The organism is Massilibacteroides sp. (assembly GCF_028705895.1).
Classification (GTDB): domain Bacteria; phylum Bacteroidota; class Bacteroidia; order Bacteroidales; family Tannerellaceae; genus Massilibacteroides.
The window spans coordinates 16,017-32,977 of sequence record NZ_JAQWCQ010000027.1; the positions used below are offsets into that span (position 1 = coordinate 16,017).

A 16,961-nucleotide genomic window follows, 5' to 3' on the forward strand; every position below is an offset into this window, starting at 1 on the left:
AAAAAAAGAGAAAAAAACCAGCTTGCGTGTTATAGATAAAATTTATGAGTTAGAAGATAAATTGTTCTTATCGACACCGAATTTTTCTTCGGGATGTTTTACGCCAAGAGGCTCTATATGGACAATTATATCATATACATTATCAATTTCATTTTTGATGCTCTCTTCCACTTCCTGCGCTATTTCGTGGGCTTCATATAAAGGAATGTTTCCATCCATTTCTATGTCTAAGCCTATGATGTACATGTTTCCTAATAATCTGGAACGAATTCTGTGTGGGTTAATAGCTCCGGGAACCAGTTCAACTGCTTTTATGATCTGATTGTAGATAGAGGTATCTTTAACGCCATCCATTAAGGCAACATTTGTATCTATAAAAAGCTCTACAGACGTTTTTATAATGTAGATACTGATCAGTAAACCGGTGACGGAATCCAGCCACGGCGCATTGAGTACAAACGTGAAAAACAAACCGAATAAAACACCAAATGAAATAAAAATATCCATCTTCATGTTTTTAGCATTGGCTATCAACATGGAACTGTTTGTCTTTTTACCTTGTCGGTATTGATAAACTGAAAGAATGATTTTGCCAAAGATAGAGAATACGGTCACATAAATGGCCATCATTGTCGGCAGTTCCCGTTCTTCAGCATAAATCAAGCCTTTGAAGGTGGAGATAAACATTTCAATACCGGCAAAAAAGATAATAAAGGAGAGTAGTTTGGTCGCTACAGTGTCTGCTTTTTCAAATCCAAAGGCATATTTTGTGGTCGGCGGCCGGGTTATTATCCGGGAAGTATATAAAATAACGATTGATGTAATAACATCTGTTGCTGAATCTATTCCATCTCCAAGAACAGCTAAACTTCCGGATAGTATTCCTATAATGATTTTGGATAATGATAATATTGTATTTCCGATGATGCTGATCCACGATGTGTGGATAAGTATCTGTTCTCTGCGATCCATCTTTGGTGAAATTGTATTTATAGTCTTATTGCAACGACTTTCAAATATACGTGATTTTTTTCAAGCGATATTATCCGTTGTTGAAAATGGCGTGATTTTGGAAAAAGAATAGATGTCTATTTCTTTCTTTGGGAATTCTCAGACCAACAGAAAAAACGGGTAGAAGCGGATAAAAACAAGCTTTTATTACCTGAAAAATCGCCTGTTTTTAGGTGTTGAAAATCATGATAAAATAGGGTCTAAAAATATAAAGGATATTTTTGCGAAAATATCCTTTATATTTCCGAAAATAACCTTTATATTTTTTCATCAAATACGATGCAAAAAAAAGCCTGTCATTCTCTGAATTGAGGTGACAGGCTTTCTGATGTGTTTGTGTCGGATTAACTATGTTCTTTCAGTATAACATCATGTGCTCCTCCTTCTACTATACTGGTTGAGGATACCAGGGTGACTTTTGCGTTCTTTTGTAATTGTTCGATGCTTGTTGTTCCACAACTACACATTGTTGCTTTAATCTTCCCAAGTGTCATAAGCAGATTGTCTTTCATCTTTCCTGCGTAAGGCACATAACTATCAACCCCTTCCTCGAATTTCAGGTTTTCTGCGCCTCCCATATCGTAGCGTTGCCAGTTCTGCGCACGGTTTGAGCCCTCGCCCCAATATTCTTTTACATAATTGTTTTTCACACGAAGTATCTTCGTAGGCGATTCATCGAACCGGGCAAAATAACGACCCATCATTAAGAAATCTGCCCCCATAGATAATGCAAGTACCATGTGATAGTCATGCACTAATCCTCCATCACTACAGATAGGAACATAAACGCCTGTTTTCTTCAGGTATTCATCTCTTGCTTCGGCTACATCAATCAGGGCAGTTGCCTGTCCGCGCCCAATTCCTTTTTGTTCGCGGGTAATACAGATAGAACCACCACCAATACCAACTTTTATGAAATCAGCTCCGGCTTCAACAAGGTAAAGAAATCCTTCCTTATCGACTACGTTACCGGCACCTACTAAAACTTTTCCGTCATATTCTTTTTTGATCCATTGAAGCGTTTCTTTCTGCCATTCCGAATAACCGTCTGATGAGTCTATACATAACACATCTACTCCGGCTTCTACTAAGGCGGGAACACGTTCTTTGTAATCTCTTGTGTTTATACCGGCACCAACAAGCAGACTCTTGTCATGCGCAGATAATTCGTGGGGATTTTCTCTGTGACTGTCATAGTCCTTACGGAAAACGAAATAAGCCAGATTATCATTTTCGTCGATGACAGGGAGCGTGTTTAGTTTATGCTCCCAGATAATCTGATTAGCTTCTGAAAGCGTTAAGCCTACTTTTCCGACAATCAGTTTGGAGAAAGGAGTCATAAAGTCTTTGACCTTTTTATCTTTCGGGTCTTTTTCTACGCGATAGTCACGGCTGGTAATCAATCCGAGTAATTTTCCGTTAGGCGTTCCGTCATGCGTAACACCAATCGTAGAGTGTTCCGTTGCTTCTACAAGCTTTATTACATCCGCCAATGTGTTCTCCGGAGTCAGGTTTGAATCGCTGATAACAAATCCTGCTTTGAATTTTTTTACCTTACGTACCATTTCTGCCTGACTGTCGATCGGCTGAGAGCCGAAAATAAAAGACAGCCCTCCGTTACGAGCAAGTTCTATCGCCAGTTCAGGACCGGATACAGACTGCATGATTGCTGAAACAAACGGAATGTTTAGCGTGATTGCAGACTTCTCGTCTTTGTGATGCTTTACTAAAGGAGTCTTGAGAGAAACGTTAGTCGGGATACACTCTTTGGTGGTAAGCCCCGGTATAAGAAGATATTCACCAAAAGTTCTTGATACATCGTCTAAGTAAATTGCCATATGATTAATATTTATGCGGATGAAAGATTAATCGCACAAAAGTAGTTATTTCTTTTCAAAATTCTATTCGTCCCGATCAATATTCCTTATCACAGAAATAGTTTATCATTCTGAGGATAGCCCGACTGCACGCAGGACAGAAAGGTGCATAATCGCGCATCATACAATGATCTGCAGGCCGATAAATACCTTTTGAGATGTATCCTCCCCCTTCAAAAACACCCGTTTTGTCTTTGTATTGATCGGTTAGCGGAGTAGGTACAGGTGTGTTTGCCGGTAGCAAATCTTTCCATTTCTTATCAAATTCTTTTAAGGTGGTAATATTCGGTTCCCATGGCTCGTATTCAAGATTGTAGAAATCATTATAGGCCACTTCAGATGAGAAATACTCGTCAGCTAAACCGGCAAAACTATGACCGAATTCATGTACAAATACGTGCAAAGTCCTTTCGTTATCCGCCGTTCCGATGGCATAGAAATTATACATCCCGCCACCGCCATAAGTTTGCGCATTTACCAAAACAAAAATAGCATCACAAGGAACATTCCAAATGGCATTTCGGATAGAGCGAATGTCTGGTGTTGTCAGGTAACGATCTAAACCAAATGTATAATAGCCGGAATTTAATGCGGTGTTTTTATATATCCCCTTGCCTGAAGAATCTGTTCCAGACTCTTCGGAAACTACCCCCACACCCCACACGTTGAACTGATCTTTACATTGATCGTAAGGGGGGATTGAAAATAATGATTTTGCAAAACGTTGTGCATCTGCCTTGAATTTATCCTGTTCAGCAGCTGTATATCCTTCGGCAACAAAAACGAGGTCAACCTTTTCTGTAGAATTTCCACTGTTCAGAATTGAAAAAACATGATTTTTCTTCAGCTCCCCCCTGTCAATAAATATAGATTGAGGGTCTATCGTCTGCTTTAATAATGTATGAAACTGCATGTCTTTTTTGTCTCTTGCCGTGAGTTCAAAGACGATTTTCTGCTTTGGGAAAGGAACGGTTACAGCATTCGTCCAGGCTTGTGTTTCTTCTTTTGCCTGATCCGTGCTGAGCCATTCTTCAAACAATGTGTTAAACCCACGAGAGTAAATTAATTCGTTGCTCTCTTTGTCATAAATATTTACATAATATCCCCCATAGCCAAACTTATCAATCAGGTTTTTGACCGGACCTCCCCAAGTAGGTTCTTCTCGCATTTGTTCGATTGCGGCCGTTTGGAAATCCGAATTACCACTCAATGCAAAATCAACGCGCAAAGTTTTAGTCTCAAAATACTTGTTGAATTTTTCCTGTGCAAAACAATTCGTTATACAAGTACATAAAATAAGAAGTGTTAAGAATCTTGTTTTCATTGTTATTTCTTTTATTGCTAACAAAGATAAGTAGCCTTTTTGTTTTTTTTACCCGAATAAGGTGTGAATTTGTAAAGAGAATGTTTAATCTCTTTGTAAAGTTAGGATTATAGTTAATTGCTAAAAATTGCTATCTCGGTATTGCAATGTGGATAAATTTAATATATTTGCAATCGGTATATAATTTACATTGTGGAAGCATTTTATAGGACACATAATTATTTATTAGAACACACTGCCTCTCCTGTTCGCCGTCAATTGATGGATGAGATAAACTGGAATGACCGTTTAATAGGTATTAAAGGGTCGAGGGGAGTAGGGAAGACCACATTTCTGTTGGAGTATGCCCGTGAATTTTATGGGTGTAATAATAAGGAGTGTTTATATATTAATTTAAATCATTTTTATTTTACCGAGCGATCACTTGTGGATTTTGTGGCGGAATTCAGAGCTAAAGGCGGAAAGGTGCTGTTGATTGATCAGGTTTTTAAATACCCTGACTGGTCTCGTGAACTACGTTATTGTTATGATAATTATCCGGATGTCAGGATTGTCTTCTCGGGTTCTTCCGTAATGCGATTGAAAGAGGAAAATCCGGATTTGTCCGGTTGTGTGAAGTCTTATAATCTGAGAGGTTTCTCTTTTCGGGAATATATAAACCTGATGGTAGGAACGTCTTTTCCATCGTTTACGTTGGATGAAATCTTAAAAGATCATGTAGAGATTGCGGAACGAATTTGTTCGGAAGTTAAACCAATGGCTTTTCTACATGACTATTTACATCACGGATATTATCCTTTTTTTCTGGAAAAACGTAATTTTTCGGAAAATTTGCTGAAAACAATGAATATGATGCTGGAAGTCGATGTTCTTTATATTAAACAGATTGAACAGAGCTATCTTCCAAAGCTGAGAAAATTGTTATATTTGTTAGCAATCAGCGCCCCGTGTGTTCCGAATGTAAGTCAATTAAGTAAAGAAATTGAAACCAGTCGGGCTACAGTGATGAACTATATTAAATATCTTACTGATGCCCGTTTAATGAATATGCTTTATCCCGAAGGGGATAGTTTCCCGAAGAAACCGGCTAAGGTTTATATGAACAATACGAATCTGATGTATCCGATACGCCCGATGGCAGTAAACCATCAGGCTTTGCGGGAAACTTTTTTTTATAACGTCGTGCACAAGGATAATAAGTTAAACGTAGGAATGAAAAACACACACTTCCTTGTAGAAAGACAACATCAGTTTAAAATAGAAGAGAGCCTGAAAGGAAAGACGAATCCGGACATCTTTTATGCGGTTGAAAAGGTAGAAATCGGATACGAGAACGTAATTCCTTTATGGTTGTTCGGTTTTCTTTATTAAGACAAATAAGTGTTACTTAAATATATTTCAAAATGACAAAACAGAAGAAATTCTTAACCTGTGATGGTAATCAGGCGGCTGCGCATATTTCATATATGTTTAGTGAAGTTGCCGCGATCTATCCAATCACCCCATCTTCTACTATGGCAGAATACGTAGATGAGTGGGCTGCCGCCGGAAGAAAAAATATTTTCGGAGAAACTGTTCTTGTACAGGAAATGCAATCAGAGGGTGGTGCTGCAGGTGCAGTACACGGCTCATTGCAGGCAGGTGCTTTGACAACAACTTACACTGCTTCGCAGGGTTTGTTGCTTATGATTCCTAATATGTATAAGATTGCCGGAGAACTGCTTCCGTGCGTATTCCATGTGTCTGCCCGTACTATAGCATCGCATGCATTGTCTATCTTTGGCGACCATCAGGACGTAATGGCTGCAAGACAAACCGGTTTTGCTATGCTTGCTGAGGGTTCTGTTCAGGAAGTGATGGACTTATCGGCAGTGGCTCACTTGGCTACAATCAAGTCTCGTGTGCCGTTTGTGAACTTCTTTGACGGTTTCCGTACCTCACACGAAATTCAGAAAATTGAAACAATTGAACAGGATGAATTGGCTCATCTGATTGATCAGAAGGCGTTGTCCGAATTCCGTAGTCGTGCATTGAGCCCTGAAAATCCGGTAGCTCGCGGTATGGCTGAAAATCCGGACGTATTCTTCCAGCACAGAGAATCTGCTAATAAATATTACGATGCTGTTCCTGCAATTGTGGAAGATTATATGAAAGAGATTTCTGCAATCACCGGTCGTAAATATGGGCTGTTTGACTATTACGGAGCAGAAGATGCTGACCGTGTAATCATTGCAATGGGTTCTGTAACGGAGGCTATTCGTGAAGCGATTGACCATCTGACTGCTCAGGGAGAAAAAGTTGGTTTGGTTGCGGTACACCTGTATCGTCCGTTCTCTGCTAAACATTTCCTTGCTGCGGTTCCTAAGACTGCTAAACGTATTGCTGTACTTGACCGTACGAAAGAACCCGGATCAACCGGCGAACCGTTGTACTTAGATGTTAAGGATTGCTTCTATGGCCAGGAAAATGCACCGGTTGTTGTTGGCGGACGCTACGGTTTATCTTCTAAAGATACTACTCCGGCTCAAATTCTTTCTGTTTATGAAAATCTCGGTTTGTCTTTACCAAAGACTAACTTTACAATAGGTATTGTTGATGATGTTACATTTACCTCTCTTCCTCCACGCGAAGAAATAGCTTTAGGAGGTGAAGGAATGTATGAAGCTAAGTTCTATGGTTTAGGTGCTGACGGTACGGTTGGTGCAAACAAGAACTCTGTGAAGATCATCGGTGACAATACGGATAAATATTGTCAGGCTTATTTCTCATACGACTCTAAGAAATCAGGAGGTTTTACCTGTTCTCACCTTCGTTTTGGGGATACGCCTATCCGTTCAACTTATTTGGTAAATACGCCTAATTTCGTGGCTTGTCACGTTCAGGCATATTTGAAGATGTATGATGTGACCCGTGGTCTTCGTGAAAACGGAACTTTCCTTTTGAATACCGTCTGGAATGCAGAGGAATTGGAAAAACATCTTCCGAATAAAGTGAAACGTTATTTCGCGAAGAAGAATATCACAGTATATTATATTAACGCTACACAAATCGCTTATGAAATCGGTTTGGGTAATCGTACAAATACAATCCTTCAATCTGCATTTTTCCGTATTACGAAAGTAATTCCTGTAGATCTGGCTGTTGAACAGATGAAGAAATTCATCGTTAAATCTTACGGTAAGAAAGGGGAAGATGTCGTTAATAAGAACTATGCTGCAGTAGATCGTGGTGGTGAATATTCTGTTCTGGACGTTAAACCGGAATGGGCTAATCTTCCGGATGACGCTGCTGAAGGTGCTAAATATCCTGAATTTATCAGCAATGTAGTGAATGTCATTAATGCACAGGATGGTGATTTACTGCCTGTTTCTACATTCGTTGGCATTGAAGACGGTACTTGGCAACAAGGTACGGCTCAGTACGAAAAGCGTGGAGTAGCTCCTTTTGTGCCGGAATGGACTTCCGAAAACTGTATTCAATGTAATAAATGTGCTTATGTATGTCCTCATGCTTGTATTCGTCCGTTTGTTTTGGATGAAACAGAGCAGGCAAAGGCCCCGTTTGAAGATGGTTTGTTGAAAGCTGTCGGAAAACAATTCGATGGAATGAAATTCCGTATTCAGGTTTCTGTTTTAGACTGTCTTGGTTGTGGTAACTGTGTGGATGTATGTCCGGGTAACAAACAAGGTAAGGCGTTGAAGATGGAAACTCTGGAAACTCAGTTGAATGAGGTGCCGAAATGGGAATACTGCGCTGAAGAAGTGAAGAGCAAACAGCATTTGGTAAATGTGAACGCCAATGTGAAAAATTCTCAGTTCGCTACGCCAATGTTTGAATTCTCAGGAGCATGTTCCGGTTGTGGTGAAACTCCATATGTTAAGTTGATCACTCAGTTGTTCGGTGACCGTGAAATGGTAGCTAACGCAACAGGTTGTTCTTCTATTTATTCCGGATCAGTTCCTTCTACTCCATATACAACAAACGAAAACGGACATGGTCCGGCTTGGGCTAACTCTTTGTTTGAAGATTTTGCTGAATTTGGTTTAGGTATGACGCTTGCAGTAGAAAAAATGCGCGAACGTATCGAAAAGATCATGAAGCAATCTATTGAAGCTGGTTGTCCGGAAGAAGCGAAAACTCTGTTCGAAGAATGGATCGCTAATCAGAATGACGCTGAGAAAACAAAAGAACTGGCTCCTCAGATTACGGCATTGGTTACCGCTGAGGCAGAGAAATGCGATTATTGCAAAGAACTTGCTTCTTTAAGCGGATATCTGATCAAGAAATCTCAATGGATCATCGGTGGTGACGGTGCTTCTTATGATATTGGTTTTGGTGGTCTTGACCATGTGATTGCTTCAGGAAAGAATGTGAACATCCTTGTTTTGGATACGGAAGTGTATTCTAACACCGGTGGTCAATCTTCAAAAGCAACTCCTGTTGGCGCTATTGCTAAGTTTGCTGCTTCAGGTAAACGTATTCGCAAAAAAGACCTTGGTCTGATGGCTACAACTTATGGCTATGTTTACGTTGCTCAGATTGCAATGGGTGCCGACCAGGCTCAAACATTGAAAGCAATTCGTGAAGCAGAAGCTTATGACGGACCATCATTGATTATTGCATACTCTCCATGTATCAGTCACGGACTAAGAGCAGGGATGGGTAAGAGTCAACAAGAACAAGCTGATGCCGTAGCATGTGGATACTGGCACTTGTGGCGTTACAATCCAGTCTTGGAAGCAGAAGGTAAGAATCCGTTTACGTTGGATAGCAAGGAGCCTAAATGGGATGGCTTTGAACCCTTCCTGAAAGGTGAAGTTCGTTACTCATCTGTGATGAAGCAGTATCCAGCAGAAGCTGCTGAACTCTTCGCTGCTGCAAAGAAAAATGCACAATGGAGATATAATAACTACAAACGTTTAGCTCAACAAGAGTGGGTGGTTGAAGTTCCTACAGAAGCTTAATCACGTATTACATATCTATTAAAAGCGATGATCTGATTGGTCATCGCTTTTTTTATCTCTGCTTAAAACAGTACCTTTGCAGTATTATTTCAATAAATATGATAAAAGCAATTTTTTTTGATATAGATGGAACTTTAGTAAGTTTCAATACGCATCGGATTCCCCAATCAACCATCGACGCTTTGGCTTTAGTAAGACAAAAAGGTATAAAGGTTTTTATAGCAACCGGACGACATCTACTGGCAATTAATAATCTCGGAAATGAAAAATTTGACGGTTTTGTAACTATGAACGGAAGTTACTGTATTGATGAAAAGGGAGAGGCTGTTTACAAACATAAGATCCCTGTTTCTGACATTGAATCGTTGTTGGATTATCTGGAAAACACAGAATCTTTCCCTTGCATTTTAGTTCAGGAAAACAGTATGTTGATGAATTATAAAAATGAAAAGGTACAACAAATATTAGATATGCTTAATTTCCCCGAACCTCCTTCCGGAAATCTGAAAGATCTGCCTAAGGATGACGTATATCAGTTGATCGCTTTTTTTGAAGAACATCAGGAAGAAAGAATAATGCAAGTGCTTCCCGGAAGTGAATCGACACGTTGGTCGCCGTTGTTTACCGATGTCGTTCCTAAAGGAAGTAATAAGAGCGTAGGCATCGATAAATTATTGGAAAACTACGGTATAACTCCTCAGGAAACGATGGCTTTTGGTGATGGAGGTAATGATATTGAAATGTTGAAGCATGTTGGTGTGGGCATTGCGATGGGAAATGCTGAAGAAGAAGTGAAAAGGGTTGCGGATTATGTGACAGATACAGTTGACAACGATGGAATCCTTAAAGCGTTGAAGGATATGGGTGTTGTTTAGTGTTTTTATGCGATAAATATATTCTGTTTTGTGTTAAAAATATATAACTAATCGCATTTTGTTGCTGCTTAATTATGTGTTTTAAAACATATATCTTATCTTTGCAGTGTAATAAGGAAAAAGAATTGTTTAGTTTATCTATTATTAACCAATACCCTTCAAGAGAGAGGGGATTAAAAATTAAAAAAATGATGACAAGAAAGAATGAAGACAGTCTGCGGACTTTAGCGATGTTGCGTTATCAGGCAAACAGATACCAGTTAGTTGGTAACGGTTCAATGAGTCAACGAATCAATGCAAAGATCCGTCGCTTAATGAGCGAATTAGAAGCAGACGTAGTTGAGAATTAATCAAAACTACATTTACAAGAATTAGAGTTATAAACATGATGTATCTCTTACCACCGTCCGTTATGGAATGGTAAGAGAATGAATAGGAGAGGCTTTCATCGCGAATAGGAGCGAAGAGAGGCCTTTTTTTTATGCCCTTATTTTTAGAAATCACTATCTTTACGGAAATAAATTAATGAATATATGTATAGGAAAGCAATTAGCTTAATCGCTTTATCTCTCTGCCTGAATTTTGTTTTACAGGCACAAGCTCCCAAAGAACAAGGATTACAATGTATTAATAAACAGACTGCTGAAGCACATATTTCTTTTCTTGCGGACGATGAACTTGAAGGACGCGAAGCCGGTTTTCAGGGAGGACGAATCGCGGGTAATTATATTGTTTCTACATTAAAACAACTGGGAATATCTCCTCTTAACGACAGTTATTTTCAACCATTCGAAGTTTATAATCGTGAGCGTCAGAAAAGGCAACGTTTTCAAGTTGATCCGGATTCCATTGCTGTAATAAAGAATGGGGTACATCAACGTTTAGCCATGCGGAATGTGCTTGGAAAAATTGAAGGGAAAAATAAAGATGAATATGTTATTGTCGGGGCGCACTATGATCATTTAGGTTTTGACCCGATGTTGGATGGGGATCAGATTTATAACGGAGCAGACGATAATGCATCGGGAGTATCTGCGGTATTGCAAATAGCGCGTGCTTTTGTTGCATCCGGAGTACAGCCGGAACGAACTATTGTTTTTGCGTTCTGGGATGGTGAAGAAAAAGGATTGCTCGGTTCTAAATATTTTACGCAAAACTTTCCCCAAATGAAGCTGGTGAAAGGTTATCTTAATTTTGACATGATCGGGCGAAATAATGACGAAGCCAACCCTACACATGTTGTTTATTTTTATACGGAAGCTCATCCTGTGTTTGGCGATTGGTTGAAGAATGATATTATAAAGTATAAACTAAACCTTACACCGAACTACCGTCCATGGGATAAACCTGTCGGAGGAAGTGATAATGCATCATTTGCCCGGCTGAATATTCCTGTTATCTGGTATCATACCGATGGCCATCCGGACTATCATATGCCAAGTGATCATGTAGAAAAGATAAATTGGAATAAATTAGTTGATATAACAAAAGCGGCTTATTTGAACTTATGGAACTTAGCTAATGAGTCCACGTATTAAGGAGTCGTAATAAAGACTTAAAGTCTTATATGAAAATCTCCTTTGTTTTTTCTTTTGAACACAATCCGAAGAAAAAATAAAGGAGATTTTTTATGTAAACAGTCGATCTCGTTTTTTTACAAGCTTAGCTGCGACCTTCTGTCTGTACTTCTTTGTTAACTTTCTTAACCAAGCCTTGCAAAACGGCGCCTGGTCCGAGTTCAATAAAATGATCTGCACCACCAGCAATCATATTTTCAACAGTTTGCGTCCAACGTACCGGAGCGGTAAGCTGAGCTACAAGGTTTGTTTTGATTACTTCCGGATTTGATTCCGGTTTCGCTGTTACGTTTTGATAAATGGGACAAACCGGCGCTTTTATTGTTGTGTTTTTAATCGCTTCAGCTAATTCTGCGCGAGCCGGTTCCATCAATGGGGAGTGAAACGCGCCACCTACTTTTAATTTTAGAGCACGTTTAGCTCCGGCTGCCAACATCTTTTCGCAAGCCGCATCAATGCCTTCGTTTGTGCCTGAGATAACGATCTGTCCCGGACAGTTGTAATTGGCAGGAACAACTACTTCGCCACTGATAGAAGCACAGATTTCTTCCACTTTTTCATCCGGTAAGCCTAATACCGCTGCCATAGTTGAAGGAGAAGCTTCACATGCTTTCTGCATTGCAAGCGCACGTTTATATACTAATGACAGTCCATCCTCAAAAGACAGAGATCCAGCGGCCGTAAGTGCTGAAAATTCGCCCAGAGAGTGTCCGGCAACCATATCGGGCTGGAACTCATCTCCTAATGTTTTAGCCAGAATAACTGAATGCAGGAAGATGGCAGGTTGTGTTACTTTTGTTTGTTTCAGATCTTCGTCCGTACCGTCAAACATCAAGTCTGTAATACGGAAACCTAATACCTCATTTGCCTTTTCAAAAAGTTCTTTAGCCAATGGGTTGTTGTCATAAAGGTCTTTGCCCATACCAACGAACTGGGCTCCCTGACCGGGAAATACATACGCTTTCATATTTCTAATCTTTTTCTAATTTCAGATTTTTAAGACGCCGCAAAGGTAATAATTTTGGAATAGATTGGGTGTAAATCATTACATATTGTATCTTTGCCTTTGTCAGGAAGCTCTTTTATCAGTGCTTATTGTCTGATTGGAAAGAAATATTAACAATTTAATAATTTATATCATGAACGACTTATTATTTATCGGTAATCTGGGAACAGGTGAAATTATCATCATTGCGATCATTGTTCTTTTACTTTTTGGAGGTAAGAAAATTCCTGAACTGATGAAGGGCATCGGTAAGGGAGTAAGAAACTTCAAAGATGGTGTTAAGGGATTGGAAGACGACATTAAAATAGACGATACAGACAAGAAATAAAACGAGGAAAGATGCAACAAGAAGAAATGTCATTCTGGGATCACCTGGAAGAACTTCGTTGGACTCTTTTTCGTGCCATCTTAGCGCTGTTCATTTTTGCGATTGCAGGATTTGCCTTTATGCCTTATCTGTTTGATAAGGTGGTGTTAGCACCAACCACTGCTGACTTTGTGACATTTAAAATGTTATGTAAAGTTAGTTCTCTGACTTCCGTTTTGCCGGATTTTTGCAACCAGTCTTATCATGTGGAGATAATGAATATAAAACTGGCTTCTCAGTTTTTTACCCATATGACCACATCTTTCTGGCTTGCTTTGTTGCTGACATTTCCATACCTGATGTATGAAGTTTGGAAATTTGTCAGTCCGGCATTATACGAAAACGAGAAAAAAAATATTCGTTGGGTATTTACATTCGGAACGATGATGTTCTTTCTCGGATGTGCAGTGGGATATTTTATGGTCTTTCCGATGACCCTGCGTTTTTTGGCAACTTACCAGTTAAGTGCGGCAATAGAAGAACGGGTTTCTTTAGAGTCATATATGGATAATTTCTATATGTTGATCTTTATTATGGGAGTTGTTTTTGAAATGCCATTGGTATCCTGGTTATTATCTAAACTTGGACTTATTAACCGTTCTTTCTTCCATAAATACAGGCGACATGCAGTTGTATTCTTGTTGGTTGGGGCTGCGTTTATTACTCCAAGTAGTGATCCGTTTACGTTGGGTATTGTATTCTTCCCATTGTATGGATTGTATGAATTGAGTGCCTTCTTTGTTAAGAAAGCACCGAAAGAAGATGAAGATGAGGAAGAAGATGATTCTACTCAGGAGCCGGTGAATGCATAAGAGGAAATACGGAATGAAGAAATAGGAGAGAGGTTTAGCCCATAGGCTTGCCTCTCTTTTTTTTCTACCTTTACATCAAATTTGATAAGATGGCAAAGGCAAAGACAATATATGTCTGCTCTAACTGTGGAGCGGATTCTCCGAAATGGATTGGGAAATGTCCTTCTTGTGGAGCATGGAATTCGTATGTTGAGGAGATTGCAGTTAGAGAATCTACGGGTAAGAAATTAGTTATACCGGGTTTGCAGGATAAAGAAAAAGTAAAACCCGTGCTTCTTCGTGATATAACGTCTCAGGAGGAAGTCCGTTTGGATTTGCAGGATGGAGAGCTTAACCGTGTCTTGGGAGGTGGTTTGGTGAAAGGTTCGCTTATTCTTATCGGAGGAGAGCCGGGTATTGGGAAATCAACTCTGGTGTTGCAAACTGTGCTTCGCCTGAAAGGGATAAAAACGCTTTATGTTTCCGGTGAGGAGAGTAGCAGACAGTTAAAACTCCGTGCTGACCGTATGGAGCATGATAATCCGGATTGCTTTATCCTTTGCGAAACGAATCTTGAACAGATATTTGTACAGGCGCAGAATGTACAGCCTGAATTGTTGATTATTGACTCTATCCAAACTGTATTTACGGAACTTATCGAGTCTTCTCCGGGAAGTGTTTCGCAAGTGCGTGAATGTAGTGCTGCGATATTGAAATACGCGAAAGAAAGTGGTGTTCCGGTGTTATTGATCGGGCATATTAATAAGGAAGGTAGTATTGCCGGTCCGAAAGTGTTGGAACATATTGTGGATACGGTATTACAGTTCGAGGGAGATCAACATTATATGTATCGTATCTTGCGTAGTATAAAAAACCGTTTCGGTAGTACGGCCGAACTGGGTATTTACGAGATGCGCCAGAATGGATTGCGTGAGGTGAGTAATCCTTCCGAGTTATTGTTGACACAGAATCATGAAGGATTGAGCGGGGTTTCGATAGCTGCTGCCATAGAGGGCATTCGTCCTTTTCTGATTGAAACGCAGGCGTTGGTTAGTTCTGCTGTTTACGGAAATCCGCAACGAAGTGCCACGGGCTTTGATCTGAGAAGAATGAATATGCTTCTTGCTGTTCTTGAGAAACGGGCAGGTTTTAAGTTGGCGCAAAAAGACGTTTTCCTGAATATTGCCGGAGGTTTGAAAGTGAATGATCCTGCAATTGATTTGGCAGTCATCAGCTCTATTCTCTCATCCAGTTTAGATATTGCGATAGAGCAAGGCGTTTGTATGGCAGGAGAAGTTGGGCTTTCTGGTGAAATCCGTCCGGTAAACCGTATTGAACAGCGTATCTCAGAAGCCGAGAAATTAGGATTTAACCGAATCCTCATACCGTACAATAATTTGAAAGGTTTTGATACGTCAAAATGCAAGATCCAGATCGTGCAGGTGAAAAAAGTAGAAGAAGCTTTCAGACAATTGTTCGGTTGATTTGTTATATACTCAGAATGAATCGAAAGAAATTATATGATAAAAGAATTACAACTCCGAATATTACCGCAAGAAGCGGCCAATGAAGATGCTTTAAAACTTGTAGCCGCTCGTGAATCAGGTGCGTCAATTCAATCCATTCAGGCAGTTCGGGTGATTAAAAGGTCGATCGATGCTCGTCAACGTACCATTTTTGTCAATGTTAAACTACGCGTATTTATTGATGAACTACCTACAGAGCCTGAATTTGAATCTGTCGAATATAAGGATGTGTCCGGAGCAAATTCTGTTGTCGTCGTTGGTGCGGGTCCCGGCGGACTTTTTGCAGCTTTGCGTTTGATTGAATTAGGGCTTCGTCCGATTGTCTTAGAGAGAGGTAAAAACGTGCGTGAGCGTAGAAAAGATGTTTCCCTAATCGCAAAAGAACATCGTATTCACGGGGAATCCAATTACTGTTTTGGTGAAGGCGGGGCAGGGGCTTATTCTGACGGTAAACTTTATACTCGTAGTAAGAAGCGGGGGTCAGTAGATAAAATACTGAATGTGTTCTGTCAACACGGCGCTAATCCCGCAATACTTGCTGATGCCCATCCACATATCGGTACGGATAAACTGCCAAGCGTAATCGAGAAAATCAGAAACCGCATTATTGACTGTGGAGGAGAAGTTCATTTTCAGACACGTATGGACGGGCTGATTCTCTCAGACGGAAAAGTAGTCGGTGTACAAACCAATACCGGACAGGAATTTATGGGGCCGGTAATTCTGGCAACCGGACATTCCGCTCGTGATGTTTATTATTACTTATACAATAATAAGATACCTGTTGAAGCGAAAGGACTTGCAATGGGCATACGATTAGAGCACCCGCAACTTTTGATTGATCAGATTCAATATCATAATAAGGAGGGTAGAGGAGAGTATCTTCCGGCAGCAGAATACAGCATGGTAACGCAGGTAAAAGACCGCGGTGTTTATTCCTTTTGTATGTGTCCGGGTGGATTCGTTGTTCCCGCGGGAAGTGCTCCTGAACAGTTAGTAGTAAACGGTATGTCGCCAGCTAACCGTGGTTCGAAATGGGCAAACTCCGGTATGGTTGTAGAAATACATCCCGAAGATTTTCCTCAATATGCCAAATACAAAGAGCTGGCATTGATGAAACTGCAAGAAGATCTGGAGAAAAAATGCTGGTTGGAAGCCAATCAGATGCAGACAGCACCGGCGCAACGTATGTCGGATTTCGTAGCGGGGCGCATTTCAAAAGATTTACCATCCACCTCCTATAGTCCGGGACTTATAACCTCCGACCTGAACAAATGGATGCCGGAATTTATCACTACCAGACTGAAAGACGGATTCCGGACATTCGGCAAAACATCAAACGGGTTCTTAACCAACGAAGCTGTAATGATAGGCGTAGAAACAAGGACTTCGTCGCCCGTCAGAATTGTCCGTGACAGAGACTCTTATCAACACCTTACCATAAAAGGATTATTCCCTTGTGGCGAAGGAGCAGGCTATGCCGGAGGTATCGTTTCTGCCGCGATAGATGGAGAACGCTGCGCAGAGGGAGTGGCAACTTATCTGAAATCGTGATTTTTTTGATATTTCTTTTTTAATAAAGTGGATTAAATACACTTATATTGTACTTTTACTTATCTTTATTTTAAATACAATAAGTAAGT

The 16,961-nt window shown here is 40.1% G+C and carries 13 protein-coding genes; 9 read left to right on the forward strand and 4 right to left on the reverse strand.

From position 1 onward, the window contains the following. Positions 1–42: 42 nt before the first annotated feature. From PHT93_RS08365 to PHT93_RS08375, 3 genes are all read right to left on the reverse strand, one after another. A complete protein-coding gene (locus PHT93_RS08365; protein ID WP_300241720.1) occupies positions 43–972 on the reverse strand; it encodes a cation diffusion facilitator family transporter in 930 nt (309 codons plus the stop codon). 383 nt (positions 973–1,355) lie between these two features. Continuing rightward, entirely contained in the window at positions 1,356–2,849 is a 1,494-nt protein-coding gene (locus tag PHT93_RS08370; RefSeq protein ID WP_300241722.1) for an IMP dehydrogenase, read from the reverse strand. Between the two features lie 76 nt (positions 2,850–2,925). After that, positions 2,926–4,212: a M64 family metallopeptidase gene (locus tag PHT93_RS08375; RefSeq protein ID WP_300241724.1), complete on the reverse strand. Its 1,287-nt coding sequence runs from the start codon at positions 4,210–4,212 to the stop codon at positions 2,926–2,928. Positions 4,213–4,404: 192 nt separating this feature from the next. Here PHT93_RS08375 and PHT93_RS08380 point away from each other — a divergent pair, with 192 nt between their 5' ends. The 5 genes from PHT93_RS08380 to PHT93_RS08400 all read left to right on the forward strand — a co-directional run bounded on the left by PHT93_RS08380 (position 4,405) and on the right by PHT93_RS08400 (position 11,589). After that, a complete protein-coding gene (locus PHT93_RS08380) occupies positions 4,405–5,583 on the forward strand; it encodes an AAA family ATPase (RefSeq protein ID WP_300241727.1) in 1,179 nt (392 codons plus the stop codon). A 32-nt stretch (positions 5,584–5,615) separates the two neighbouring features. Next, positions 5,616–9,176: a pyruvate:ferredoxin (flavodoxin) oxidoreductase gene (gene nifJ / locus PHT93_RS08385; protein WP_300241729.1), complete on the forward strand. Its 3,561-nt coding sequence runs from the start codon at positions 5,616–5,618 to the stop codon at positions 9,174–9,176. Positions 9,177–9,274: 98 nt separating this feature from the next. After that, on the forward strand, positions 9,275–10,051 hold the full coding sequence (locus tag PHT93_RS08390) for a Cof-type HAD-IIB family hydrolase (RefSeq protein WP_300241731.1): 777 nt from the start codon (positions 9,275–9,277) through the stop codon (positions 10,049–10,051). Between the two features lie 188 nt (positions 10,052–10,239). Beyond that, the gene (locus tag PHT93_RS08395; RefSeq protein WP_300241733.1) at positions 10,240–10,401 is read left to right on the forward strand and encodes a hypothetical protein; all 162 of its coding nucleotides are present in this window, start codon (positions 10,240–10,242) and stop codon (positions 10,399–10,401) included. 183 nt (positions 10,402–10,584) lie between these two features. Continuing rightward, complete coding sequence (locus PHT93_RS08400) at positions 10,585–11,589, forward strand: M20/M25/M40 family metallo-hydrolase (RefSeq protein WP_300241735.1); 1,005 nt, start codon at positions 10,585–10,587, stop codon at positions 11,587–11,589. A gap of 124 nt (positions 11,590–11,713) precedes the next feature. Here PHT93_RS08400 and fabD read toward each other — a convergent pair whose 3' ends face one another. After that, on the reverse strand, positions 11,714–12,595 hold the full coding sequence (gene fabD / locus PHT93_RS08405) for an ACP S-malonyltransferase (protein WP_300241738.1): 882 nt from the start codon (positions 12,593–12,595) through the stop codon (positions 11,714–11,716). Between the two features lie 172 nt (positions 12,596–12,767). On the opposite strand from fabD, the gene PHT93_RS08410 reads away from it, so the two are divergent. The 4 genes from PHT93_RS08410 to PHT93_RS08425 all read left to right on the forward strand — a co-directional run bounded on the left by PHT93_RS08410 (position 12,768) and on the right by PHT93_RS08425 (position 16,872). Next, positions 12,768–12,962 carry a twin-arginine translocase TatA/TatE family subunit gene (locus PHT93_RS08410; protein WP_300241741.1) on the forward strand — a complete coding sequence of 65 codons (195 nt, stop codon included), beginning with the start codon at positions 12,768–12,770 and terminating at the stop codon, positions 12,960–12,962. Between the two features lie 11 nt (positions 12,963–12,973). After that, positions 12,974–13,813: a twin-arginine translocase subunit TatC gene (gene tatC, locus PHT93_RS08415; RefSeq protein WP_300241743.1), complete on the forward strand. Its 840-nt coding sequence runs from the start codon at positions 12,974–12,976 to the stop codon at positions 13,811–13,813. 89 nt (positions 13,814–13,902) lie between these two features. Further along, on the forward strand, positions 13,903–15,276 hold the full coding sequence (radA, locus tag PHT93_RS08420) for a DNA repair protein RadA (RefSeq protein WP_300241745.1): 1,374 nt from the start codon (positions 13,903–13,905) through the stop codon (positions 15,274–15,276). A 36-nt stretch (positions 15,277–15,312) separates the two neighbouring features. Then, positions 15,313–16,872 (forward strand): FAD-dependent protein, encoded by a 1,560-nt coding sequence (locus tag PHT93_RS08425; RefSeq protein WP_300241748.1) that lies wholly within the window; start codon positions 15,313–15,315, stop codon positions 16,870–16,872. Positions 16,873–16,961: the final 89 nt, after the last annotated feature.